Origin of the sequence: Gordonia sp. NPDC062954 (assembly GCF_044543825.1) — a bacterium.
In the GTDB taxonomy this organism is placed as follows: Bacteria; Actinomycetota; Actinomycetes; order Mycobacteriales; family Mycobacteriaceae; genus Gordonia; species Gordonia tangerina.
This window is the reverse complement of sequence record NZ_JBITWL010000018.1, coordinates 22009-47280: the sequence shown is the minus strand read 5'-3', so window position 1 is coordinate 47280 and position 25272 is coordinate 22009. Positions and strand designations below refer to the sequence as shown.

Annotated in this window: 24 protein-coding genes; 8 read left to right on the top strand and 16 right to left on the bottom strand. The window is 65.3% G+C overall.

Translation table 11 applies throughout. The annotated features are described in order from the left end of the window. Window positions 1-183: 183 nt before the first annotated feature. From ACIGKQ_RS16955 to ACIGKQ_RS16945, 3 genes are all read left to right on the top strand, one after another. Window positions 184-399, top strand: a complete 216-nt coding sequence (locus ACIGKQ_RS16955) for a hypothetical protein (RefSeq protein ID WP_396574520.1) — start codon at window positions 184-186, stop codon at window positions 397-399. 128 nt (window positions 400-527) lie between these two features. Then, complete coding sequence (locus tag ACIGKQ_RS16950) at window positions 528-1592, top strand: hypothetical protein (protein ID WP_235721915.1); 1065 nt, start codon at window positions 528-530, stop codon at window positions 1590-1592. Between the two features lie 123 nt (window positions 1593-1715). Next, window positions 1716-2156 carry an anti-sigma factor gene (locus ACIGKQ_RS16945; protein WP_235721916.1) on the top strand — a complete coding sequence of 147 codons (441 nt, stop codon included), beginning with the start codon at window positions 1716-1718 and terminating at the stop codon, window positions 2154-2156. Between the two features lie 56 nt (window positions 2157-2212). On the opposite strand, the gene ACIGKQ_RS16940 is transcribed toward ACIGKQ_RS16945, so the two are convergent. Next, window positions 2213-2614, bottom strand: a complete 402-nt coding sequence (locus ACIGKQ_RS16940; protein ID WP_235721917.1) for an STAS domain-containing protein — start codon at window positions 2612-2614, stop codon at window positions 2213-2215. 382 nt (window positions 2615-2996) lie between these two features. Between ACIGKQ_RS16940 and ACIGKQ_RS16935 the strand changes: the two genes are divergently transcribed. Beyond that, window positions 2997-3764, top strand: coding sequence for a SigB/SigF/SigG family RNA polymerase sigma factor (locus ACIGKQ_RS16935; RefSeq protein ID WP_396574555.1), 768 nt, complete (start codon window positions 2997-2999; stop codon window positions 3762-3764). Between the two features lie 23 nt (window positions 3765-3787). Here ACIGKQ_RS16935 and ACIGKQ_RS16930 read toward each other — a convergent pair whose 3' ends face one another. After that, entirely contained in the window at window positions 3788-4966 is a 1179-nt protein-coding gene (locus ACIGKQ_RS16930) for a zinc-dependent alcohol dehydrogenase (RefSeq protein ID WP_235721918.1), read from the bottom strand. Window positions 4967-5173: 207 nt separating this feature from the next. On the opposite strand from ACIGKQ_RS16930, the gene ACIGKQ_RS16925 reads away from it, so the two are divergent. The 3 genes from ACIGKQ_RS16925 to ACIGKQ_RS16915 all read left to right on the top strand — a co-directional run bounded on the left by ACIGKQ_RS16925 (window position 5174) and on the right by ACIGKQ_RS16915 (window position 7427). Then, a complete protein-coding gene (locus ACIGKQ_RS16925; RefSeq protein WP_235722018.1) occupies window positions 5174-5971 on the top strand; it encodes an SDR family oxidoreductase in 798 nt (265 codons plus the stop codon). Between the two features lie 87 nt (window positions 5972-6058). Next, window positions 6059-6448: a hypothetical protein gene (locus ACIGKQ_RS16920; protein WP_396574519.1), complete on the top strand. Its 390-nt coding sequence runs from the start codon at window positions 6059-6061 to the stop codon at window positions 6446-6448. A gap of 43 nt (window positions 6449-6491) precedes the next feature. After that, window positions 6492-7427 carry an oxidoreductase gene (locus tag ACIGKQ_RS16915; protein WP_396574518.1) on the top strand — a complete coding sequence of 312 codons (936 nt, stop codon included), beginning with the start codon at window positions 6492-6494 and terminating at the stop codon, window positions 7425-7427. Here ACIGKQ_RS16915 and ACIGKQ_RS16910 read toward each other — a convergent pair whose 3' ends face one another. Then, window positions 7428-8255 (bottom strand): helix-turn-helix domain-containing protein, encoded by an 828-nt coding sequence (locus tag ACIGKQ_RS16910; RefSeq protein WP_396574554.1) that lies wholly within the window; start codon window positions 8253-8255, stop codon window positions 7428-7430. 202 nt (window positions 8256-8457) lie between these two features. Between ACIGKQ_RS16910 and ACIGKQ_RS16905 the strand changes: the two genes are divergently transcribed. After that, window positions 8458-9204, top strand: coding sequence for an SDR family oxidoreductase (locus ACIGKQ_RS16905; RefSeq protein WP_396574517.1), 747 nt, complete (start codon window positions 8458-8460; stop codon window positions 9202-9204). A 107-nt stretch (window positions 9205-9311) separates the two neighbouring features. Here ACIGKQ_RS16905 and ACIGKQ_RS16900 read toward each other — a convergent pair whose 3' ends face one another. From ACIGKQ_RS16900 to ACIGKQ_RS16840, 13 genes are all read right to left on the bottom strand, one after another. Further along, entirely contained in the window at window positions 9312-10868 is a 1557-nt protein-coding gene (locus ACIGKQ_RS16900) for a hypothetical protein (protein WP_396574516.1), read from the bottom strand. Between the two features lie 259 nt (window positions 10869-11127). Further along, window positions 11128-11469 carry a DUF1801 domain-containing protein gene (locus ACIGKQ_RS16895; protein ID WP_287016374.1) on the bottom strand — a complete coding sequence of 114 codons (342 nt, stop codon included), beginning with the start codon at window positions 11467-11469 and terminating at the stop codon, window positions 11128-11130. A 35-nt stretch (window positions 11470-11504) separates the two neighbouring features. Then, window positions 11505-12533, bottom strand: a complete 1029-nt coding sequence (gene nrfD, locus ACIGKQ_RS16890; protein ID WP_287016375.1) for an NrfD/PsrC family molybdoenzyme membrane anchor subunit — start codon at window positions 12531-12533, stop codon at window positions 11505-11507. Continuing rightward, entirely contained in the window at window positions 12530-13450 is a 921-nt protein-coding gene (locus tag ACIGKQ_RS16885; RefSeq protein WP_396574515.1) for a 4Fe-4S dicluster domain-containing protein, read from the bottom strand. Before ACIGKQ_RS16885 ends, nrfD begins: the two co-directional genes overlap by 4 nt. A 4-nt stretch (window positions 13451-13454) precedes the next feature. Continuing rightward, on the bottom strand, window positions 13455-16733 hold the full coding sequence (fdh, locus tag ACIGKQ_RS16880; RefSeq protein ID WP_287016376.1) for a formate dehydrogenase: 3279 nt from the start codon (window positions 16731-16733) through the stop codon (window positions 13455-13457). Next, the gene (locus tag ACIGKQ_RS16875; RefSeq protein ID WP_287016377.1) at window positions 16730-17026 is read right to left on the bottom strand and encodes a hypothetical protein; all 297 of its coding nucleotides are present in this window, start codon (window positions 17024-17026) and stop codon (window positions 16730-16732) included. The genes fdh and ACIGKQ_RS16875 overlap by 4 nt, the downstream gene beginning before the upstream one ends. A 97-nt stretch (window positions 17027-17123) precedes the next feature. Continuing rightward, window positions 17124-17963, bottom strand: coding sequence for a glycosyltransferase family 2 protein (locus ACIGKQ_RS16870; protein ID WP_287016378.1), 840 nt, complete (start codon window positions 17961-17963; stop codon window positions 17124-17126). After that, window positions 17960-18931 (bottom strand): hypothetical protein, encoded by a 972-nt coding sequence (locus ACIGKQ_RS16865; RefSeq protein ID WP_287016379.1) that lies wholly within the window; start codon window positions 18929-18931, stop codon window positions 17960-17962. Before ACIGKQ_RS16865 ends, ACIGKQ_RS16870 begins: the two co-directional genes overlap by 4 nt. After that, window positions 18928-20004 carry a glycosyltransferase gene (locus ACIGKQ_RS16860; RefSeq protein ID WP_287016380.1) on the bottom strand — a complete coding sequence of 359 codons (1077 nt, stop codon included), beginning with the start codon at window positions 20002-20004 and terminating at the stop codon, window positions 18928-18930. The genes ACIGKQ_RS16865 and ACIGKQ_RS16860 overlap by 4 nt, the downstream gene beginning before the upstream one ends. Beyond that, complete coding sequence (locus tag ACIGKQ_RS16855; protein WP_287016381.1) at window positions 19997-21136, bottom strand: glycosyltransferase; 1140 nt, start codon at window positions 21134-21136, stop codon at window positions 19997-19999. Before ACIGKQ_RS16855 ends, ACIGKQ_RS16860 begins: the two co-directional genes overlap by 8 nt. A 75-nt stretch (window positions 21137-21211) precedes the next feature. Beyond that, on the bottom strand, window positions 21212-22924 hold the full coding sequence (ctaD, locus tag ACIGKQ_RS16850) for a cytochrome c oxidase subunit I (RefSeq protein ID WP_287016382.1): 1713 nt from the start codon (window positions 22922-22924) through the stop codon (window positions 21212-21214). A gap of 114 nt (window positions 22925-23038) precedes the next feature. Further along, a complete protein-coding gene (locus ACIGKQ_RS16845) occupies window positions 23039-24838 on the bottom strand; it encodes a thiamine pyrophosphate-requiring protein (RefSeq protein WP_287016383.1) in 1800 nt (599 codons plus the stop codon). A gap of 151 nt (window positions 24839-24989) precedes the next feature. Then, window positions 24990-25250, bottom strand: coding sequence for a DUF6480 family protein (locus tag ACIGKQ_RS16840; RefSeq protein ID WP_287016384.1), 261 nt, complete (start codon window positions 25248-25250; stop codon window positions 24990-24992). Window positions 25251-25272: the final 22 nt, after the last annotated feature.

The following is a 25272-nucleotide window of genomic DNA, read 5'->3' as shown; positions in this document are numbered from 1 at the left end:
CGGCCGCCAGAACCCGCATTTGGCGGCGACACTCCCGGGCTGTTGTGGGTGGTCAGCGGCGTCATTCGCGACCAACCTCACAAACCGGTCACACCCCGGAGGGCTTCGCCTATGCGCAACGTTTCGTCGGTGCCGTCGATGGGGACTCTGGGCTCATCTGATTCCGACAGCAAGGGGCCTGACATGACCGACCCGGAATCGACCAACGGCGGGGGCGTCCCGGAGGGTCACGAAGAGCAGCCGGACCCGCGTTCGGCCCGCGAGACCGTGGACCGACTCGAGGAGGAAGTGGTGAATCCGGCCACCGAGGAGACGACCGTCGACCCCGAGGCCGCCACCGATTCCGAGACCGGTGACCCGGACAGTCCCGAGGCCGGCGATGCCGAGCCGCCGGACTGATCATCGGTCTGGAGTGAGGTGAACGTGTCGGATTCCGACACGTTCACCTCACTGTCCGATGTGGACGCCCGGCACCGCCGGTAGAGCATGTATCGAAAGCGCGTCTGGTGGGTACGCTCGCTCGCGATATGGACAAAGCACCCACACCACGACGCCCCGACGGACTGCGCATCGTGACCGAACCCGGCTTGCCTGCGGCCCTTGTCGACCACGCCGATCTGCGTATTCATCAAATCCTCGAGGACAGCGCCGTCACCTACCGCGAGTTCGCGGTCACCGAGCAGACATCTCTGCACATGTCGCCGCAGGGTGACCTCGATTCGGGCTGGGCCGGAGAAGCAGCAGGTGAATCCGATGCGGTGATCTTCGTGACCGAACTGCCGCGCGCGCAAGGGCGCGATGTGGTGGTCGTCGAGCTCGACCACACGCGGTCGGCGGCGGTGATCTGTACGCCGGCACTGGGCCTGTTGCCGTCGCGCGCCTTTGTCGCGTGCATTGAGGCGGTCCTCGCAAGGCTGGCCGGTGGACCGCGTGACGCTACCGGGCCGGTGGGTGGTCGCTGGCGCAGCGAGGACAACGGGGACACGGAGCTGTTGATCGCCCGCGGTATCTCGAGCCGGGTGCGGTTGATCTGCGGAATGATCCGCGGAAATCGACCCTGGCGGATGATTCCCACCCTGACCGGGATGACCGCAGCAGCAGCGGCGACGGCGTCATTCGGCGTCTTCTTCTCGTCGATCTGGTCGATGGCCAACGCGCTGAGCCCGGTACGTCTGAGCCTGATCAGCGTGCTATCGATCGCCATGGCGTCGGTCTGGCTGATCGTCAACAATCGGCTCTGGGAAACCGCCGGGGTGATGCCCAGGTGGCGGCGTGTGCTGTACAACACCGCGACCATCGGGACGGTCGGATTCAGCGCCATGGTGCTCTACGTCGGATTGTTCGGCGCGACGCTCGTCGCCGCATTGGTGGTGATCGAGTCGGATTTCATGGGCCAGACGCTCGGGCAAGACGTCGGAATCCGCGAATACGCTTATCTGGCGTGGTTGGCGACATCGATGGGTATGGTCGCCGGCGGGCTGGGGTCCAGTACGGATAGCTATGACGACGTCCTGCGGGCCACCTACGGGCATCGTGAGCGCATCCGTCGTCAGCGCGCCGACGAACGGGAGCGACGCCGAGAGGAGTCGTGACGCCCTCGGGTGGTGACCCGCGGTACGCGCGCGGTTGAGGTTTTGGTTCCGCCGCCGAGGGGTAACAGTCGAGGGGTAACAATGGTTCGATTGCACCGAGACCGTCGTTTGAGGAGATTTCCAGTGGCCGACTTCGGAGGGATCACCGACGAGCACTCTGTGATCGACGTGATCACGGAGGCTGCTGCAGCCCCGGTGAAACTGTCGGTCGCCGCCGATGCCGATCGCTTGACTATCGTGCGGTCGGTGGTGGAACGGACCCTCTTCGTCGACGACTGGAACGTCGACGACGTGGCCGATGTGAAACTCGGCGTCGACGAGATCTGTTCGCAGCTGATCGCGGCCGCAGAACCCGGCAGCTGCATCGAGGTAGCGGTCGCGGCCGGCCCAGTCGGAGCGATTGTTCAGATCGACGGCTGGCCGGAGGGTGATTTCGAGGTCGACACCAACGGATTCGGTTGGCGCGTGGTGGAAACGGTCACCGACGCCCAATCCGTCGCTTATGTGGGGGACGGGCGTCGGCGTCAGGTCGTGGTGCGGGTGGCCAAGAGTCGTACGCCCTGACCACTGATCCGACCAACTTGGCCGACGCCGGGTTGGTCGGATCAATGATCGGGTGTCTACGCGCTCAGCGCGTTGCCCGCATCCTCCATTGTTTCGTACACGGCGATGAAATCGGTCAGTCCGCACGCCTCGAGCGGACGCGCAACCACGCGTGGGCACACCATGGCCACCGGGATGTGCAGATCAGCTGCATCAGAGGCGAAACGCGCCAAGACCGGAAGGCCCGAGGCGCCGAAGAAACCGATTCCGGTCATGTCGAGCACCACGCATTCGGGGTCTCGGCTGATCACCCGGTCCAACGCTGCCGCGAAGTCGGCGGCGCTGTCCATGTCGATCTCACCGGAAAAGCGTTGCACACAAAAGGAATTGTCTGCCCGCAGGCCGGCGGTTGAAGTGCGGTGACGCGACTCTGCGGCGGTGTGCGACGGCTGGAAGGTGGTTTGAGTGTCGAGGTTCATCGAGCACGCCCGTTCATATCGGGATGAGCGCGAGCGACCCGGCATCGACAAGGTCGTTCGCCTGCAGCTTTTCACTGAACCGCTTCGTCTACCGTACGGCGACGACGTCTGCGCAGCAACCCGTGTTTCCAAACGGTTCGCGCGGGGTAGTCGATAGTGTCTCAATCGTCGATACGCCAAAGTCGACACCCAACGCCACGCAGATCGGAGGGCTCGCTTGCAGTCGTCGCCATCGGCCGAACAGGGGTCGGCCGTGCACTCGGAATCGGAAGGTGATTCCGTGTCCGAGACCGTCGGCAACGCACTCGACGACAGTTCATCTGCGCCCCGTCGGAGCTCGACAAACGACGATTACGCCGATGTGCCGGGATCTTTGCAGCGCATGCACGAGCAGTCCGATGATGAGCAGCGGGCAGCGCTGCGCGCGCAGATCGTCGAGCGATGTCTGCCCCTGGCCGAGCACGTCGCCCGTCGCTTCAGTGACCGCGGCGAAGCGTTCGAGGACCTGTTGCAGGTGGCGCGTGTGGGTGTGGTCAACGCCGTGGATCGGTTCGATGCGGATCGGGGCAACAGCTTCCTGTCTTTCGCCGTGCCCACGGTGATGGGTGAGGTTCGGCGGCACTTCCGCGACACCATGTGGTCGATGCGGGTGCCGCGACGGGCCAAGGAGACGTCGCTGCGCATAGGGCGGGCCAGCGACGAACTCGTACAGCAACTGGGTCGGTCGCCGCGGCCGACAGAACTGGCTGCGCATCTGGACATGCCGGTCGATGAGGTCATCGACGGGCTGATGGCGCGCTCGGCCTACAACGCCATGTCCATCGACGCCGAGCCGGAGGGCGACGACGACAGTCGTTCCATCCGGGACACACTGGGTGAGGAGGACGAGCGCTTCGACCAGGTGGAAGAGTTCGTGATGCTGCGCCCGGCGCTGGAGAAGCTACCGGAGCGGGAGCGAGAGATACTGTCGCTGCGGTTCTTTCACTCCATGTCCCAAAGTGAGATCGCTGCCAAGGTGGGGATCTCCCAGATGCATGTGTCGCGGTTGCTTTCGCGCACGTTGACCCAACTGCGCGCGGAGATGGCGCCGAAGGGCGCCGCGGCGGACCCCGATGGCGAGGCAGCCGCCGCGGCAGCGACCGAGGCGTGAGCCGACGATCCCTCCGGGGACGATCAGGGCTTGAGGATCACCTTGACCGCTCCATCGGCCTTGCGCTGGAAGATGTCGTAGGCATGCGGCGCATCCTCCAACGGCAACTCGTGTGACGCAAAGGAATCCACCCCCAGTGGATCGTCGTCGCCGAGCAATGGCATGATGGACGGCACCCACTTCTTCACGTTCGCCTGGCCCATCCGGATCTGTATCTGCTTGTCGAACAACGTCATCAATGGTAGCGGGTCGGCCGTGCCGCCGTACACGCCGATCAGCGACAATGTCCCACCGCGACGGACGATGTCGATCGCGGAGTAGAGCGCGGACAGCCGGTCGAGGCCGGCATGCTGCATCAGCGGTTCGGCAACGGCGTCGGGCATGGCGCCGACGATCCGCTGCATCATCTTGTTGACCGGCGAACCGTGGGCTTCCATGCCGACCGCGTCGATGACGGCATCGGTGCCGCGCCCCTGGGTGCGCTCGCGGATCTCGCTGCCGAGGTCGTCGACCCGATCGAGGTCGATCGTAGTGATGCCACGAGATTCGGCCCGTGCCAACCGTTCCGGTACTCGATCGACACCGAACACCTGTGCTCCGCGGTGCTGGGCGATACGCGCGGCCATGTCCCCGATCGGCCCGAGGCCGAGGACGGTGACCGACCCACCCGGCGGGATGTCGGCGTACTCGACTGCCTGCCAGGCGGTGGGCAGCACATCCGACAGGTAGACGTAGCGCGAATCGGGGGCATCGCCGGGCACCTTGATATGAGTGAACTGCGCCTGAGGTACCCGAAGATACTCCGCCTGACCACCAGGCACGGATCCGTAGAGCTCCGAGTAGCCGAACAGGGCCGCGCCGCTGCCCTGTTCACGCACCTGCGTCGTCTCGCACTGGGTGTACAGGTCCTGAGAGCACATATAGCAACTGCCACAGGAAATCTGGAATGGGATCACCACCCGGTCGCCGACGCTCAGATCGCCGACATCGCTGCCGACTTCCTCCACGATGCCCATGGGTTCGTGGCCGAGAATGTCGCCGGGATTCATGAACGCGCCCAGGACCTCGTAAAGATGGAGATCGGAGCCGCAGATATTGGTCGAGCTGACCTTGATGATGGCATCGGAGGGTTCCTCGATCTTCGGATCGGGAACGGTGTCCACACTGACATTTCGCTTGCCCTGCCATGTGACTGCGCGCATCGCGTCACTCCTGTCTCCGGTCCGCACTGCGGAGCCCGGTCGATGTCGGTTCGTGGTGAGAGTGCCCACCAGATGGTGGGGGTAAACGCTTCCCGGTCACGTGTCGCAGCGGTTTGTGCCCGCCGCGGCGCGGGTAAGCGTTGAAGCGTGAGTAGCGAGAAACCACACGCAGAGAAAACAATCGAGTATCCCGGTCGAACGCAGGAGATGCCCGATCAGCCGCACGACGAGATGCGTGCGTATCGTGGTCGCGACCTGCTGGCGGGAAAGGTTGCCCTGGTGACCGGTGGGGATTCGGGGATCGGCCGAGCAGTGGCGGTGGCCTTCGCGAAGGAAGGGGCCGACGTGGCGATCGCCTACTTGACCGAGACCGACGACGCGCGCCATACCGTGGAGCTGATCGAGGCAGAAGGGCGTAGTGCGCGTTCGTTTGTCGGTGACCTGGCGGATCCGGAGCACTGCGCCGATGTGGTCGCCCGGACCGCCGACGAACTGGGGGGTCTCGATGTGCTCGTCAACAACGTGGCGTTCCAGAGTCCGGTTGACGATTTCATGGAACTGACGCCAAGTCAGTGGCGTCGGACGTTCGACGTGAACATCGACAGCTTCTTCCACACCATCCGCGCCGCGGTTCCGCACCTCACAGGCGGCGGGGCCATCATCAACACCGGATCGATCAACGGTCTGCGTGGCAACAAGCAACTCATCGACTACTCGGCCACCAAGGGCGCTGTCACCGCGTTGACCTATTCGCTGGCGCAATCGCTGCTCGAGCGCGGAATCCGGGTCAACTGCGTCGCACCCGGCCCGGTGTGGACGCCGTTGATTCCGGCGACTCTGCCCGCCGATCAGGTTGGCGAGTTCGGCCGTCAGGTGCCCTACGGACGAGCGGCGCAGCCGGACGAGATCGCGCCGTCGTACGTGTTCTTTGCTGCAGAGCAACTGTCGTCGTACTACAGCGGCGAGGTCTTGGCCCCGATCGGCGGTGAGACGCTTCCGGGGTGAGCGCCGGGATGCGTTTGTCGTGGCCGAGCAGCGGGTACGGCTGTGTAACTGTCCATCACAGAAGCCAACATGTGGAACTGATCGACCATGGAAATCACTGGTGATGTCTCGGTCCAGGTCACGGTGCCGGCAGTGGCCGAGCAGGTCGGTTTGGTCCGGCATGCGATCTCCGGTGTACTCACCGATTCGGCCGTACCCGACAGTACCGCCCTGGACGTGCTGCTGGCCCTGGACGCGATGTGCAGCGTGGTCATCGCGTCCTCGGGCGAATCCCGTCGGCTGAGATGCGTCTGCACGGTGGGTGATGACTGTGCGGAACTGCAGGTGACCGGTCACCTCCTCGGTGATGTCGCTTTGGTGCACCGCGGATACGCGTGGTGTCTGCTCGACCGCACCGTCGAGGGTCTCATGGTGGCGACGCACGATGACGGCGTGGTGCAGCTGTCCGGACGCAAGGCCTATCGCTCGAACCGGTGACGGCTCGGTATCGTGAACCATCCGTCGATATCAGGGGTGGAGCATGGCCAGGAGTGGATGGGGACCGGCTCACGCGCCGCGGCTGGACGGTCGCGTGGCGGTGGTAACCGGTGCCAACTCCGGGATCGGCCTGGAGACCGCCAGACATCTGGCCCGCCTGGGTGCCCGCGTTGTGATGGCCTGCCGCAACGTCGACAGCGCAGACGCCGCACGGTCCGACGTGCTGGCCACGGTTCCGGATGCGAATGTGCACGTCGTGCAGACCGACCTCAGCGAACTCGGATCGATACGCAAGGCGGCACATCAGATCGAGCTCGACCATCCCGTGGTGGACGTGTTGATCAACAACGCCGGCGTGATGGCCGGCCGGCGGGAACTGACCGCCGACGGTTTCGAGATGGACTTCGGCACCAACTTTCTGGGGCACTTCGCGCTGACGGGCCTGTTGTTCGAACGTCTGCTGGCCGCCGATGCCGGTCGGGTGGTGACGGTGGGCAGCAACGCCCACCGGGGCGGCACGGTGGATTTCGACGATCTGACCCTGGCCCGGAACTTCAGCACCTCGCGTGCGTATCAGCGAGCGAAGTTCGCCCAGCTGGTCTTCGCCGTCCAGTTGCAGCGTCGACTGACCGCGACCGGTCACACCGCTCCGATCTCGGTGGCCGCCCACCCGGGCGCCACGCACAGCGGCGTCATGCGTGACTCCGGCCGGGTGCTGAGCTGGCTGTTCACCACACCGTCGCTGCATCGGGTACGCAGCACCTTCATCATGGAGGCACCTGACGGCGCTCTGCCGTCACTACGGGCGGCCACCGATCCGGAGGTCACCGGCGGACAGTACTTCGGCCCATCGGGTGTGATGGAATTCAGCGGGCCACCGGTGCTGGTGCGACCGAGCCCACGTGTGCAGGACCCAGCCCTGGGACGACGGCTGTGGGAGGTCGCCGAAGCGCTGACCGGAGTGCGTTACCCCTTCTGATCAGACGCTCACGGCGCTGAGCATCGCCAGCTTCTCGTGGTCGTCGCTTCCCGGGGTCGCCGTGTACACGAGCAGCACCTGCGCCGTATCCGGGTCGAGCAACGTCTGGCAGAACACCTCGATCACACCCAGCTCCGGGTGCAGCAGCCGTTTGCGCTCATCGGTGAGTCGGGTACCGACATCGTGGCGATGCCACAATTCGGCGAAGGACGGACTGATCGGCAGCAGTGCCTCGGCGATCTCGGCGGCGCGCGAGTCCGGTCCCTCGCGGGTTGCCGCCACGCGCAGACGCCCGGTGTGTGCGCGAGCGTGATGATCGTGGTCGTCGGCCGGGAAACGTTCTCGGGTCGCCGGGTCGGTGAACCACCGATATGTGATGCTGCGATCGAGTCCCTGGAACGCCATGTCGTCGCCGACGAGGGCGGCCGCCGGGCCGGTCTGGAACAGCGTCTCCCCGGCGCTGTTGACCACCATCGCCGGGGTGTCGGCGAGGCGGTCGACGATCCGCATCATGCCCGGCCCGATGTGGTCGATCCGTGCGCGCCGGACGGGGCTGTGCTGGCCCGCGAGCTCGAACAGATGATCCCGTTCGTCCAGCGAGAGATGCAGGGCGCGAGCCAGCGCGGCCAGCATCTGTTCGGACGGATGCGGTCCACGCTGCTGTTCGAGGCGGGTGTAGTAGTCGGTCGACATTCCGACCAGCATCGCCACTTCTTCGCGGCGTAGTCCGCGGGTGCGGCGCCGCGCGCCTACGGGCAGGCCGACGTCGGCCGGTTGCAGGGCCTCGCGCCTGCGGCGGAGAAACCCGGCGAGTCCCGCCCGATCCATCGCCATCGGTGGCTCCCTCTCCTGCGGTCATTCGTCGATCGCATCGTCGACATCCACTGTGGCTTATCGGCAGCCCGTCATCCAGGGATCGGCGATCCCCCGATCGGTGCGTCCTTGTTGTCACCGGCGACTCGGATTGGACTGGATCCCATCGATCGATGCACTGGCATCGATCGGGAACCGACAACGCAGGAGACGAGATATGCGCATCCACGACAACACCATCTTCATCCCGGGCGCCACCTCCGGTATCGGCCTGGCACTGGCGGCCCGGCTGCACAGCGAGGGCAACCATGTGATCGTCGGTGGCCGACGCACCGAACTGCTCGCGCAGGTCGCACAGGAGTATCCCGGCATCGACACCGTTCGGATCGACGTGGCGGATGCCGCCGACGTGGATCGCGCCGCAACCGAGGTGCTCGAACGGTTCGGCGGTGTGAACGTGCTGATCACCATGGCGGGTCTGATGCGTGCCGAGAACCTTCGCGACCGCGACTTCCTGCCGACAGCGGTCACCGAAGTGCAGACCAACATTCTCGGCCCGCTGCGCCTGATTGCCGCCTTTATGGAACACCTTGTGGCGCAACCGCAGGCAACCATCATCACGGTGTCGTCGGGGCTGGCGTTCACACCGATGGCCACCACGCCCACCTACAGCGCCACCAAGGCTGCGATCCACTCCTTCACCGACAGCCTGCGCCTGCAACTCGCCGACACCGGTGTGGAGGTGCTCGAACTCGCACCGCCGGCGGTGCAGACCGATCTGATGCCCGGTCAGGCCGACGCCGAGTGGGCGATGCCCCTCGACGACTTCGTCGACGAGGTCATGTCGCTGCTGCCTTCCGCGACGCGCGAGATCCTGGTCGAGAATGTGAAGCCGCTCCGCTTCGCCGAGTCGGCAGGTAACCGCGACGACCTGATGGCGGCCCTGGCACATCAGGCCCACTGAAACACGCTGCAGATCACCGGGAGACATGACTCAACGACCGGCCAGGAAGGTCGGTTGTGGAGCGTCACGCACGGGTGCGGGGCGGGCCTTGCCGAGGCCCCTGCAGGCTAGGGGTGTCGGCAGCGGTAGTCGCGGTAGCGGACGATGCGGTGGGCGCGTGGGGTGCCCGCGCAGCGGGATTCGAGCACTGCAGGTGTCGGTGGGAGGACGGCAGGTGTGGACTCGTTCGAGCGCACCCGCCGCACGTCGAGTGGGCGCCGTTCTCCGTCGACTGGGTGCTGTTTCCCGTTGAGTGGGTGCTGTTTTGCGTTGAGTGGGCTTTGGTGGCCCGAGTCTTCGTCGTCGAGGGTGCGTTCGGCGGCGTGGTGGTGTGCGAGTGGGTCGACCTCGGTGGGGTTGTGTACAGGCCCCACGTTGTCGGGGCAGGCGTTTGACGACCCGTGCACGTCGGGGGTCGGTGTATCGCAGCGCGCGGTCCACGTTGTTGATTGGCTGCCGTCGCCGGGGTCGTCGTCGGATGTCGGATCAGGGGCGGTGCCGGTGGTATCCGACTGTGTAGCAGAAGGTTCGACAGTGGTGGTGTCGGGTTCGGCGGAGTCCGTGCTGTCGTCGGTGTGTGTGGCCGTGGTCTCGGGTGTGACCTTGTCGTCGACCGCGGCCGACGGGGTCGCGTCGGCGGCCTGCTTGCGGGTGCGGGCGGTGCAGGTGTCGTAGCCGCATTCACATTCCAGGCGCACGTCGGGGACGCTGTGGATTTCGGCGAGGGCGATGGCGCGTCGGTGTCCGACGCGGCGCGGGTCGCGGCGGCAGACCCGTTCGGCGATGAGGTCGGCGATGCGGTGTTGGAGGTGGATGGCGTGTTCGGCGCTCAGGCACGCGGACATTTGCATGTGGCCGAAGGCTTCTTTGGCGAAGGTGACGTTCTGGAAGGCTTGAGCCACGTCTTCGCGGGCCTGGGCATGCGCGTCGGGGTCCAGACTGATCAGTGCGCTGTCGAGTTCGTCGCGCAGCACGGTGTCGGGGGTGGGCCGGTAGGCCAGTTCCAGGGCGATGTCTTCGAAATCGACGGGCGCTTCGGCCGGGTCCTGGGGTGTCTCGTCGCGGCCGTCCGGGTCGCTGTCGCCGTCAACGCTCGCGTCACCGTCACCGTCGGCGCACGCGTCTGCGTCTGGGGTGGGTTCCTCGATTGGGGTGTCGGGTCGGGGGCCGAGTGCTTCGTCGAGGATGTCGTTGAGGCGTGGTCGCAGGTTGCCTTTCGGGGCGGTCTGCGAGCTGGTGGCCAGTTCGGTGACGCGGTGGGTGCTGAAGTCTCCGGCGAGGTAGGCCAACCGGATTTTGGGCAAGTCGGCCAGCATGTGTGCCAGTGAGGCCCATTCGCCGGCTTTGCCGCGGGTGATGCCCAGTTGCAGGGAGATCTCGCCGATGGCGTATTTGTGGGCTGTGGTGTGGGAGCCGGAGTTGGCGTGTGGGCCGTGGCTGTTCAGGCGGTCGTTGTAGGCGCGGTCGCCGATCATGCCGGCACCGAGCACGGTGCGGGCCTCGGATTGGCGGCTCAAGCGCAGCGTGTCGCGCACACCCTCGGCGTAGGCCATCTGTTCGGCGACACCATCGAGCGGCGCCGACAACACGGTGTCATCGGCGTCGTGATCGGTGAAGGAGAACACCAGACGACCCTTCTTTTGAGACGGCGGCGGACAACGAATCAGGAACTACAGTCAGGCTAACGATGGGGTCCGACAACAACGGTCCACCAGCATCGGAAGATGCGGCACCGGCGCGGCGTCATCGAACAAACCCAGAGTATCGACGGGGTACGACAACAACCGACCGACGATCGGCACACTGAGGCAACGCATGACAGCAGGGTAGGGATCACCTCCGACAAGGTCCCGCTGCGTGGCGTGCGCCGGTCGACGACCGCGGCTACTTCCGGTTGAATGCCACTGCGGCACGGATCAAGTCGGCAAAAGCGTCGTCGTTCACGGTGTCGGATTCTCTGATGTCGACGGCGCGGCGCGTACCGGCGGTCAGGCTGGCGTTGAAGACATTGGCCGGATCGGGTAGCGAGGCGCCCTGGGCGAAGGTGACCTTGACCTTGTCCTTGTAGGTCTCCAGCGTGCACACCAGCCCGTCCAGCGAGAAGGTCGGCACCCCGCCCGGGTTCGACGGCTTGCGCCACTTGATCTCTTCGGTGATGTCGGGTTCGGCCCGCAGAATGATGGATCGGATCTCATCGACGCGGGCGTCCCGCCAGTCGGTGGTCATGGGAACACGGTACTCCGCGGCACCGGCCTCGACCGTCAGCTGCGCTGCTGACCTTCCTTCTGCGGGATCACCACATACTTCGGATCGTGCGCCGACTGCGCTCCCGCGGCGAATATGCCGAACCGCATACATGCCGATCCGGCCAGCCCCGCCGCTCCGGCCAGCATCGACGCTGCCCGCGACCGGCGTCCGGCCGTGGCAGCCAGCCCGGCGGCGAGCACACCGAGTCCTTGGGCGGCGCGGGTCAATCGGCCGGCTCTGCCGGCATGGAGAGTCTCTCCGGGCAGCCCCATCTGCCGACGCATGATCTCCTCCATGCCGAGTTCCACCACGGCACCGGCGAGTACAGCACGCCGGGCGGGTCCGGCCTGCTGCACCGGCGCGGCGAGCATGCCGAGTCCGCCCGCGGCCATGGATGCGGAACCGACGAACAGGTACGGCATCTGCCGGTGGCCGGCATGCCATGCGGGCACCGCGGTGTCGCTGATGAGCACCGCGGTGTAGGCCGCAACGGCCGGTCCGGTCGCAGCGGCGGCCGTGGTGGCGGCCGTGCCGATGCGTGGGAACCACCCGGTGAGGTCGGTGACGGCGGCCACCCCGGCCGCCGGGCCGTAGACGCTCAGCAGCCACGATCCCATGCTCATCGGTGAACTCGGTTTGACCACCCGCAACATGTTGACGAATCGCTCGGGTCGACCGAGATCGTGGATCAGCGCGACGAGAGATCCCGAGATCGCTCCCAGCGCACCGATCTTGAGTGACCGTGCGAGTTCGGGACGTCCGGTGAGGTGGGCGCCGGCCGCGAGTACCGACGATCCGCCCGCCAGTCCACCCAGGAACAGATATCCCGCGATGTCGGTGGCCGACCATGTCGGGCCGTTGAGAATCGGCTTACCGTAATAGCTCTGGAAGTCGGCGTCGGGGACCATCAACTCTTCGCCGCGCTTGCGACGTCGCTTGCGCTGCGCCGACCGTTCTCCTCCGTCGGGCCGTTCGCTGGTCACGGCTTCGCGTTCGGGAGGTGCGATCGTGTCGTCGGGTACGCCCGTGCGTCGTTCGGTCATCGACTCCTCCCGAGGAACACCGCGGCAAGGCCGGTGAGCATTCCGGCGGCCGCAATCCCGGCGTGCTTCCACATCGTCGGCAGATCCCTGGTGGTCACCACCGGATCCGGGGGCAGGCCATACACTTCCGGTTCATCGAGTAGGAGGAAGAACGCACCGTCGCCGCCGACTCCGTCGTCGGGATCGTGACCGTACAGTCGGGCGTCGTCGATGCCTGCATCGTGTAGTTGCGCGAGGCGAGCGTCGGCGCGTTCACGCAAGACGTCGAGCTCGCCGAACTGAATGGAATCGGTGGGACATGCCTTCGCGCAGGCCGGTTCCATGCCGTCGCCCATTCGGTCGTAACACATCGTGCATTTCCAGGCGCGTCCGTCGTCCTGACGCTGGTCGATGACACCGTAGGGGCAGGCGGACACACAGTAGCCGCAGCCGTTGCAGATGTCCTCTTGCACCACCACGGTGCCGAATTCGGTGCGGAACAATGAACCAGTGGGACACACGTCGAGGCAGGCGGCGTGCGTACAGTGCTTGCACACGTCCGAAGACATCAGCCAGCGAAACGCGGTCCGGTCGCCGGCGTCAGTGGCATCGCCCGGACGTTCGAAGCCCGGCAACCCGAGATCCACTGCCCCGGCTTCGCTCTTCTGATCACCCAGCGGCTTGCGTTGCTCGATGAACGCGACGTGCCGCCATGTGTCGGCGCCGAGGCCGCCGGTGTTGTCGTAGGAATTGCCCGAGAACTCGAGGCCGTCCTCAGGGATGGCGTTCCATTCCTTGCAGGCGACCTCGCAGGCCTTGCAGCCGATACACACACTGGTGTCGGTGAAGAAACCGAATCGCGGCGTGGCGTCGTCCCCGTATCCGCCGTCCGACGGCGGGTCGTCGGCGGACAGTGACTGCGGCAGTGAGGGATTCACGGTGTCAGGCCTCCGTTCCGGTGTCTGCGGTGATGTCGGCGCGTTCGCGGTGTTCGCGCACCAAGTCGGGTGCGGCCGCGCCACGGGGGCGGCGGCCCGGCATGATGTCGGCGGTGAATGCCTTCACTTCCTGGATGTGTGAATTCGGGTCGAGCACGATCGCCGAGAGTTCGTTGATCGCATCTCCGGTGCTCTGACCGTTCGGTCCCCAGTGATAGGGCACGCCGATGTGGTGGGTGACCGTGCCGTCGATCCGTAGCGGAGTCATCCGGTCGGTGACCAACACCCGGAACTCCGCGACCCCGCGCGGACTCACCATGGTGGCCCAGCCTCCGTTGACCAGTCCGCGTTCGGCGGCCAACTCGGGGGAGACCTCGCAGAACGCCTCTGGCTGTAGCTCATTCAGGTAGGGCGACCAGCGGGTCATGCCGCCCGCGGTGAAGTGCTCGGTGAGGCGGTAGGTCGTCACGACGTACGGGTAGACCTCCGCGCCACGCTTCCCCGGGTCGGGCGAGTAGCGGTTGTGTTTGTCGCGGTAGACCATCCGGCCGGGATTGCGTTGGTGGCTGTAGACCGGGTTGGCGATCGGCGAGTCCTGCGGCTCGTAGTGGGTCGGCATCGGGCCGTCGACGACGCCCGCGGGCGCGTACAGCCAGCCCTTGCCGTCGGCTTGCATGATGAACGGGTCGATGCCGGACAACGCGTCGACGCCATGGGCATCGGGGTCAGGGCGGTAGTCGGGGGATTTGTGGGGTTCGAAGTCGGGTACGTCGAGCCCCGACCACGAGTCCCGCTCAGCGTCCCACCAGACCAGCTTCTTTCGTTCGCTCCACGGCGTCCCGTCAGGTGCCGCCGACGCACGGTTGTACAGGATGCGTCGATTGGCCGGCCAAGCCCACGCCCATTCCGCGCCTACCCAGTCCTGCTCCTCGGTCGGTTTGCGCCGGGCCGCCTGGTTCACGCCGTCGGCGTAGACGCCGCAGTAGATCCAGCATCCGCCCGCGGTACTGCCGTCGTTGCGCAGCTCGGTGTAGGAGCTCAGCATCTCGCCGTCGGCATTCCACCCGTTGATCTCGGCCAGGACGGCTTCGGCGACCGGCTCATCGAGCGGGCCCTCGGTGGGGTAGTCCCAGGTGAGGTCCAGGATGGGGCGGTCACGAGGGTCATCGGACTCGGCCAGCTTCTCCCGGATGATCCGGCCCAGGTGATACATGAACCACAGGTCGCTGCGGGCATCGTCCTCGGGCTCGACGGCCTGATGATGCCACTGCAGCATCCGGTTGGTGTTGGTGAAGCTGCCGGCTTTCTCGATGTGAGCGGCGGCAGGCACGAAGAACACCTCGGTGTCGATATCGCCGGTGCGCAACTCGCCGGACTCGATCTCCGGGCCGTCCTTCCACCAGGTTGCGCTCTCGATCAGTGAGAAGTCGCGAACGACGAGCCAGTCGAGCTCGGCCATGCCGAGGCGCTGCATCTTCGCATTGGCCGAGCCGACCGCTGGATTCTCACCCATCAGGAAGTAGCCCTTGCACCGACCGGCCAGTTGCTCCATCACGGTGTCGTAGGTGCTGTGCGAGCCAGTGAGCCGAGGCAGATGGTCGAAGCAGAAGTTGTTGTCGGACGTCGCCGTGGCCCCCCACCAGGCTTTGAGGAGGCTGACAAAGTAGTCCTCCATGTTGGCCCAGAAGCCTTTTCGAGCGGCATCGGACTCGATGAACGATTCGAAGGTGAGATGCTCCTTGGCGTGCGGCATCGGCAGATAGCCGGGCAGCAGGTTGAACAGGGTCGGGATGTCACTGGACCCCTGGATGCTCGCATGTCCGCGCAGGGCCTGAATGCCACCGCCCGGACGACCCATGTTGCCCATCAGCAACTGCAGCACCGAAGCCGCCCGGATGTACTGCGAGCCGTTGCTGTGCTGGGTCCAGCCGACCGCGTAGACGAATTCGGTGGTGCGCTCGCGGCCGGAGTTGGTGACCACCGCCTCGCACACCTCGGCGAATACGTCACGAGAGATACCGCAGACCCTCTCGACCATCTCCGGTGTGTATCGCGAATAGTGCTTCTTCAGAAGCTGGAAGACGCACCGTGGGTCCTGCAGTGTGTCGTCGGTCCGAAGATCACCCTCGATCGCCGCTCCGCCCGACCCATGTTGCTCGCCCCGACCCGCGGCCTGTACATCGCTCTCGTGTTCGCCCGTCGTCTGATTGTCGTCCTTCGAAGCATCCGATGGGGGCCGTTCACGCTGACCCGATGCGGCCGCCACCGAGGTGCCCTCGTACTGCCAGGTGGACAGGTCGTAGCGCCGGTTCTCCGCATCGAACCCGCTGAACAGCCCGTCGAGGTCTTCGGTGTCGCGGAAGTCCTCGTTGACGATGGTTGCGGCGTTCGTGTAGTTCAGTACGAAGTCGTGGAAGTACTTCTCCTCGGACAGAACGTGATTGATGATGGCACCGAGGAAGGCGATGTCGCTGCCCGCCCGGATGGGGACGTGCAGATCGGCGAGTGCACTGGTGCGAGTGAAGCGCGGATCAACGTGAATAACTTTCGCGCCGCGGGCTTTTGCCTCCATCACCCATTGGAACCCGACGGGATGTGCTTCGGCGAAGTTGGAGCCCTCGATGATGATGCAGTCGGCGTGTTGGAGATCCTGCAGGAACGTGGTCGCGCCGCCGCGTCCCATCGACGTACCCAGGCCGACGACGGTCGAACTGTGGCAGACACGCGCCTGGTTTTCGATCTGCACCACACCGAGCGCGGTCAGCAGTTTCTTGATCAGATAATTCTCTTCGTTGTCCAGGGTGGCGCCGCCCAGACTTGCCACACCCATCGTGCGGTTGACGGGCAGACCGTCCACCTCGTCCTGCCAGAACCGGCGACGGGTGTCGACGACGCGGTCGGCGATCATATCCATCGCCGTGGCCAGATCGAGGCGCTCCCAATCGGAACCGCCGGGACGCCGGTAGAGCACGTGGTGCTCCCGCGCCGAACCCGTGGTGAGCTGCAAGGTCGCTGACCCTTTTGGGCACAGGCGGCCGCGACTGACCGGCGAATCGGGGTCACCCTCGATCTGCACGACCTTCTCGTCCTTGACGTAGACGTTCTGTGCACATCCGACCGCGCAGTAGGGACACACGGATTTCACCACCCGGTCGGCCGTCGCAGTACGTGCGCGGAGTCGGTCGGTGGCCGGCGACTTCACCGACGCTGCGCGCCCCAGCGGATCGTCGCCGGTGAGTTGCCGATACACGGGCCAGGATTGGATGAACTGCCGGATGCTCATCGGCCGGCCTCCCCGGTGGCGCGCAACTCGGCTGCCGCGCGGCGCCGCACCCAGTCCTCGACGTCGGGATGGTGTGTCGGGTTGTGGTGCGGCGGGTTCGAGAGTCTCTGTGTGCGGGCGGACTCGACATGAGGTCGGCGTCGGGTGGTCGCGTCCAGGGTGTCACCGCCGTCAGCGGGAATCCCGGTCGCGATGAGATGAGCCAGACCGGGCGAGATGCCGAGCGATTCGGCGACCTCCTCGTACGTATGGCCTTGATCCAGAAGTCCGGTGATCTGCTGTGCGCTCGGCATACGCTCTCCTCTCGCGGCGCGGGTACCCCACCCCACCATGGGCCAAACCGAGCGACACTGCACGACTTCGGGACATCCGGCTAAGTGGCACTGTCCACTAAGTGGCTCGCCGCCACGACTCGGTTGCCGGATCGTAGGTGATGAGCCCCGCACCGACGAAGGCGTTGAGCCAGCCCTCCATCGGCCACCGATGCCACCGACGATGAAAGATCAGCGCGTTCCGGAGAATGTCGTCGAGGTGCTCGACGGGCGGGTCCGATGCCGGGTGCCATTGATGATAGGCGTGTGCCCCACCCACCCAGGCGATGCGAAATCCCTTGTCGAGCGCGCTCATGGCGAAGTCGGTGTCCTCTCCGCCGTAACCGCGGTATCCCGGGTGAAATCCTCCGACGGCCTCCCATCCGGTTGCGGTGATGGCGAACGACAACGACCAGAACAGAGCCCACCGGTCGTCGACGGTGACGTCACCTGCAGGTGGGTTCGGCCGCGCAGGATGAGGTCTGGTCCGCCGCTCCAGGTCCCCGATGGGCTCGTCCGGTCGCAGGTAAGTGACCGGGCCACACAACAAGAGTTGATCACCGCATCGCGACTGCGCTGCCTGACGGTAGCGGCCGATAAGCTCTGGGCCGGGAATACAGTCGACATCGAGAAAGACCAACAACTTCGCACCGCGGTCGATTGCCGCCTGCGCCCCGACGTTTCGGGCCGCCGACAGTTCCAGGCCGTCAGAATCGGAACTGACCTCGAGGAGCGTGGTCGACGCCTGATCTGTGGTGATCGCCCGTATATCGGGGTCATTCATGGCGACGACGACGTGCTGACCGGGCAGGATGTTTCCCGCCTCAAGTCCCGCGAGCTGGCGACGGAGGTGCTCGTGCCGTCCGGACGCGATCGTGATGACCGCGACTGCGGGGTCGGGGGTCTGCCGGCTCGTCACGACGCCACCGCCCCTATCGCGGCTGCTGCGCGTTGCGCGGCCCCGAGGGTGTGCCACCGGGACCATGGTGGTTCGTCTTCGGCCGCGGTCAGCAGCTCCCGCCACTCGTACGGCGTCGGCCAACGCTGTGACACACGGGCCAGACCTGACCGGTCGAGGGTGGCCGCGGTCGCCTGCTGCTCGGCGAACGGACGGTCCTGGGGCAGTATCACCGCAGGGCGACCGGCCGCCGCGGTGTCGGCGACGCTTCCTTGGCCTGCGTCGATGACGACGATCCCGGCGCTGCACAGATATGGCCAGGGGTCGCTGACCCAGTTGTCGAACGCGGCGCCCAGGGCTCGAACGGTGAGCTCGGGATGCTCGTCGGCGAGTTCGGCGACTTCGCCCGGAGCGGTACGGGTTCCTCCGGAGCCGCTCATCACCAGGACATCGGAGGCCAGTGAAACCGAGGACCGGCGGCGACGGCCGTCGTGTCGACTGATTCCGCCGGTGAATGACGTTTTGGTCAGATGCTCGTGGAGCCACACGGGCTGGGAGAGGTCACCCGGCCACGGCGCGATGATCGCGTCCGCGACCCGGTAGGCGAGCTGGTGTGCCGGGTCGCCTCGATCGCCGGGCATCGCCATGACGATCACCGGCACGCCCATCAGCCGGACGAACACCGCCACTTCGACCGAGACGTCGACGACGATCGCTGCGGGTCTCCGGTCGGCCACGAACTCGGCGATCTGGGACATTCGCGCGCGCAGCCCGTCGTCGGCGCGCGGCGCCCAATGTAGCGCACCACTGGCCGTGACGTCGTCGGGACTCCCGTTGTCGTCGCGTTGAAGTCGCACCACAGCAGAGAACTCGCGCGCCTGCAGGTCCAGGCTCGTGAGCGCGACCACGGGGTCCGACAGGTGTCGGGTGATCGCCCGCGCCCGGTTCAGGTGGCCGTTGCCGTGGTGGTGGATGTAGTAGCCGATCACGCGCTCACCTCCTCGGACCCGATGAGGCCGCGGTACAGATTCCGGTAGCGTTCGACCATCGTCTCCAGCGAGCAGTGGGCGCGGGCGTGTGCCCGCACAGAGCCACGGTCCACCCGTTGCGCCTTGACGGCTCCGGCCGCGAGGGCGGTCACGTCATCGCGGGGCACGAGAACACCGTGATTCCCGACGATCTCGGGTATGCCACCACGCTCGAAGGACACGACCGGCGTTCCGCAGCACATCGATTCGGCCACGACCAGTCCGTAGGGCTCGTCCCACAGCGGGGTGACCATCGTCGCCGCCGACGACCCCACCAGCCGAGCCAAGTCGGATTGCTCCAGATGACCGACATAGCGGACATCGTCGTCGAGTTCTGGTGCGATCATCGCTGCGAAGTAGTTCGGGTCGCTGACCGGTCCGGCGATCCGTAGCCGCCGACCAGCGCGACGAGCTGCCTCGATCGCGACATGTGCGCCCTTCTCCGGGACCAACCGGCCGAACCACACGAGATCGCCACCGCCCGGCCCGACTGGCCATCGGTCGAGCCGCACACCGTTGGGAACCACCGGGACGTTGCCCAACACATGAGCCCAGGATCGGGCAGTGTGCTCGCTGACCGCGATGCAACGGGTGAGCGGCGCGATGGTCATGGCCGACTCGAGCCAGGGCGTCGGGGGTGTGTGCAAGGTGGTCACCATCGGTATGCGTACCGCGGGTGCCATCGCGATCGGGAGGTGGTGCAGGCTGTGGTTGTGGATCACGTCGAATCGGTCGGGGCGACGTGCGAGTTCGAGCATCAGGGACAGGTAGGCATGGTGGTCGGCGAGAACGTTCATCGGTGGCATCGACCCATCGGCACGGGCGGCGGCGGACGGCTCGAACAACTCGGTCGAAAAGACCTCGGCGTCGGTGCCGACGTCTGACCCCGCGCCCGCGAAAAGGGTCACGTGGTCACCGGCGGCGGCGAGTGCGCGTGTGAGATGCCAGACGTGGGCTTCGAGGCCACCGGCGAATGGTTGGGCAATCGGAAATCGGCCCGACGCGATGATCGCGATCCGCAACGGCCTATCCATCGAGGCACCGGTTGTACAGGTCGGTGTGGGCACGGTCGAGCTCCCCGCGCTGCTCGGCCCGGGCGACCCACGACGCCCTCGGCGCTGAGGGGCTGGAGCGGAGGTCCTTCACCGCGGTGGCCAGAGACGCTGGATCGAAACTCTGCTCGTCGAGGTCGTAGACCCGACATGCGGGCTTCCCCGTAGAGAAATGCTGCTGATCGTAGAATCCGCAGGTGGGCGCGATCACCGGGACACCGAGGTCATGGCATGCCTCCAGCCAACCCGAATGCGTACCGAATCGGTAGGGCAACACCGATGCCGAGAGTGAATCGAGGTAATCCCACAGTTCGGCGTCGGAAAAGTAGGGATGAACGTGGACCCGCGCGCGGGCGTGATCGCGAAGACCGATCACGGACGCGCCGAAATCCGGGTTGTACCAGTGGTTGCCCGGATCGAAGATCTCGTCGTGCACGTTGACCTGCACCACCATGTCCTCGGTGAACTCGGCAGTGTGCAGCAGTGCACGGATCACCGGGAGCGGATCCATGTTGGCTCGGACACTCTTCGCATGGACTCCGACAACGAACTCGTCGTGTGCACGTGGTGCGATGCGATCGAATCGTTCGCGAGGGACGACATGCGGGTGGGGGAGGACCGTGGCTGTGCGCCCCCAACGTTTTTCGATCTCCGCCGCAGCGCCAGGTGTCAACGTGACCACCGCATCGGCTGCGGGCACGAGGACGTCGAGGACTTCATCGTGCGCCCTGGCCGTCGGATGATGTGGGTTGCGCAGATCGTGGAGCGTGTAGACGAGCGGCTTGTGGTGGACGGCCAATTCGTGGACGACGTCCGCCATCGTCGCCGGGCTGATCGCATCAAAACCGAAATGAATGTGAAAGATGTCGAACTCGTCATGGTTTCGCGCGATCCATTGGGGATCGAGCATCAGTGGCGGCCACCAACCGCCGGGCACTTTCCGTCCGTCGGCGGGGATCGGATCGGGTAGTCGTCGGACAGGTGAATCTTTCGAGACCGGCGAGAGATGGCGTACGTACACGTGTGAACTCGGCACGGACGCCACCCGGATGACGCTGTTGGGCACCCACCACCTCTTCTGTCGAAGGACTTGTGAGGCTGTGGGTTCAACCATGCGACGCGAACGTCGGCCTGTGCATACCCGGAAGGCGACATGTCAAACGTCGCTTCCCGTGTATCCACGCACGGGTCAGGTTCGGTCCGCCGTGTCGTCGAAGCGCGCGAACACATGTGCTTCGTCACGCATCCGTTGTCGCATGTGCGGGTAGTGCAACTCGAAGGCGGGACGCTCGGAACGGATGCGGGGCAACTCGGTGAAGTTGTGCCGCGGCGGCGGGCAGCCGGTCGCCCATTCGAGCGAATTGCCGAAGCCCCACGGATCGTCGACAGTCACGACCTCGCCGTAGCGGTAACTGCGGAAGACATTCCACAAGAACGGCAGCATCGACAGCCCGAGAATGAACGCTCCGATTGTCGACACCGCGTTGAGTGCTGTGAAGCCATCGGACGGAAGGTAATCGGCGTACCGCCGGGGCATCCCCTCGTTCCCCAGCCAATGCTGCACCAGGAACGTGGTGTGGAAGCCGATGAATGTCAACCAGAAATGTGCTTTGCCGAGGCGCTCGTCCATCATGCGGCCGGTCATCTTGGGAAACCAGAAGTAGATGCCGGCAAAGGTCGCGAAGACGATGGTGCCGAACAGGACATAGTGGAAATGGGCCACCACGAAATACGAGTCGGAGACGTGGAAATCGAGGGGTGGCGAGGACAGGATGATGCCGGACAACCCGCCGAACAGGAAGGTCACCAAGAAGCCCACCGAGAAGAGCATCGGTGTCTCGAACGTCAGGTGCCCTTTCCACATCGTGCCGACCCAATTGAAGAACTTCACCCCGGTCGGTACGGCGATGAGCATGGTCATCATCGAGAAGAAGGGCAGCAAAACGGCTCCGGTCACGAACATGTGGTGAGCCCACACGGCCATCGACAGCAGCCCGATGGCGAAAGTGGCGTAGATGAGGCCGTTGTAGCCGAACACCGGCTTGCGCGAGAACACCGGGAAGATCTCGGTCACGATGCCGAAGAATGGCAGCGCGACGATGTAGACCTCGGGGTGGCCGAAGAACCAGAACAGATGCTGCCACAGGATGGCACCCCCGTTGGCTGGGTCAAAGACGTGGGCGCCGAAGACCCGATCGGCCATCAAACCCATCAACGCGGCGGTGAGCAGTGGAAACGCCAGCAGGATGAGGATGCTGGTGACCAGAATGTTCCAGGTGAAGATTGGCATTCGGAACATCGTCATGCCGGGTGCGCGCAGGCACACAACCGTGGTGATCATGTTGACCGCACCGAGTATGGTCCCCAGACCGGAGACCGCCAGTCCCATCGCCCACAGATTCCCCCCGACACCGGGACTGTGTATGGCGTCGCTGAGCGGCGTATAAGCAGTCCAGCCGAAATCGGCTGCACCACCGGCGGTGAAGAAGCCGGCCAACACCACTGTCCCGCCGAAGACGAACAACCAGAAACTCAGCGCATTCAGGCGTGGGAACGCGACGTCCGGCGCGCCGATCTGCAGTGGCAGAACCACATTGGCGAAACCGATGACGATCGGCGTCGCATACAGCAGCAACATCACCGTCCCGTGCATGGTGAACATCTGGTTGTACTGCTCGGTGGACAGGAACTGCATGCCCGGCTGGGCGAGCTCGCCCCGCATCAGCAACGCCATCAGTCCGCCCAGGAAGAAGAAGGCCAGGCAGGCGACCAGATACATCTGACCGATCAGCTTGTGATCGGTGGTGGTGAGCAGTGTGTAGAGCACGCCGCCCAATTGTCGCCGTCGGGGCGGATAAGGGCGCTGCGCTTCGACAGCCGCGGTTTGTTCGACGGTCGACACGGTCAGGACCTCCTCGGTGGCGGAACGGGCGGGATCATCGGAGCATGGTCGGTGTCACGCCGCGCACGCGATCAGGCCATGGAGCGCTCGAGGTCACCACCGAAGATGCCCGAACTACTCTGCGTCTCTTTTGGTTCCCGGAAGATACTGCTGCACCTTCTGTTTGGCGCCTTCGCGGATGATGCCCCAGGCGTCTTCGTCGCCCTTGACCAGTGCGGTGCTCAGCGACATCGCCTGCTCGACGGTGGCGTGCGGCGGGATGGGCGGTATATCCGGATCGCACCGCACGTCAAGCAAGGTGGGCCGATCGGCCGACAGTGCGCGGTCCCAGGCGTCACCGAGTTGCCCGGTCTCGTCGACATTGATGCCGTGTAGCCCGATGCTGCGTGCGAACGCGGCGTAGTCCATCTCGGGCAGGTCCTGAGAGGCGGCGAATTTGGGCGAACTGGACATCGCACGCTGCTCCCAGGTGACCTGGTTGAGGTCGTTGTTGTGCAACACGACCACGATGAGACGCGGATCGGTCCACTGCTGCCAGTAGCGGGCGACGGTGAGCATCTCGGCCAGGCCGTTCATCTGCATCGCGCCGTCACCCTCGAAGGCGATCGTCGGCCGGTCGGGGTGCGCCCACTTGGCGCCGATCACGTACGGCACAGCTGGGCCCATGGTGGCGAGCGTGCCGGACAACGAGCCGCGCATCTCGTCACGGAAAGTGATATGTCGGGCGTACCAGTTGGCGGCACTCCCGGAATCGGCGGCGATGATGGCGTTCGACGGTGCGCGTTCGGAGAACTCGTGGAAGATCCGCATCGGATTGATCGGGTGCGCATCGGTCATCGCCTGGCGTTGTGCGGTTTTCTGCCAGCGGGTGACCTGCTTCTCGATCGACTCGCGCCAGGAGCGGTCCTGCTTGTACTGGAGTTTGGGAATAAGTTGCTGCAGTGTGCGTTTGGCGTCGCCGACCAAGTTGACCTCGTTCGGGTAGCGCATGCCGATCCACTTGCCGGACCGGTCGATCTGCACGCCGCGCGCCTGGTCGAGTTCCGGGAGGAACTGCGTGTAGGGAAAGTTGGATCCGACGGTCAGCAGGGTGTCGCAGTCACGCATCAGGTGGTAGCTCGCGGTGGTGCCGAGCAGCCCGATGGAGCCGGTCACCCACGGCAGGGTGTCCGGCAGGACATCACGACCCAGCAGCGCCTTGGCACACCCCGCTCCCAACGTATCGGCGACCTGGGTGAGTTCGTCGACGCATCCGCGCGCGCCTTGCCCAACCAGAATCGCGACCTTCTCGCCGTGGTTGAGAACCGTCGCCGCCCGGGCCACCGCGGCCGGGTCCGGATCCGGTGTCGCCTCGTCGATGCCGAGACTGGACGGCACCTGCTTGAATTCGTGTTGCGGTGGTGAATAGTCGAGTTCGAAAACATCCGACGGGAAAATGAGGGCGGTCGGTACCCGTTCGGTCATCGCGATCCGGAAGGCGCGATCGAGGAGATTGGGGATCTGCTCGGGCACCGTGCACATCTGCACGTAGTCGCTGCACACGTCCTTGTACAGCGAGAGCATGTCGATTTCCTGCTGATACGAGCCACCCATCGCCGACCGTTCGGTCTGCCCGACGAGTGCGACGACCGGCACATGATCGAGTTTGGCGTCGTAGAGGCCGTTGAGCAGGTGAATGCCGCCGGGTCCGCTGGTGGCAGCACACACGCCGACGCGACCGGAGAACTTCGCGAAACCGACAGCTTCGAAGGCGCTCATCTCTTCGTGTCGGGATTGCACGAATTGTGGATCATCGTCCGCATCCGCCCACGCGGCGAGTAATCCGTTGATCCCATCACCGGGATACCCGAAGACCTGCTTGACATCCCACTCACGCAACCTCGACAGCACGACATCGGCAACTGATTGACTCATCACATCTCCTGGACTTGGGTGCAGTGCGCGTCGACCTATCGGCTACCCCTGCGTCCCGCGTTCCACACTTCGACCCTTGACTCAGCATCGTTCGGGGTTGGGCAGGGTCGTCGGGACGCCGGTGGGTGGACATTGCGTGACGAGTACTCCGTCACAGCATTGTGATGAGCCCGACGGCGACTGCGATCATGGCGACGATCAGCACTGCCGCGCCGATGAGCATCACGATGCCGCTCACGGGAAACACGCGGGCGAAACGATCCTCGTGATGCGAGAGGCCCGACGTCTGCGCCGTATCCGGTGGTGTGTCGCCCGGTGCCACGCCCCCGCCCTTCTCGAGGTCGGGTGTCGCAGTGGGGTCCGGATCCTGGGCGGCCGGATCATGTGTGGGGCCGCTGTTGCTTCCGGGCATGGTCACTCCGTCTGTCGGCGCG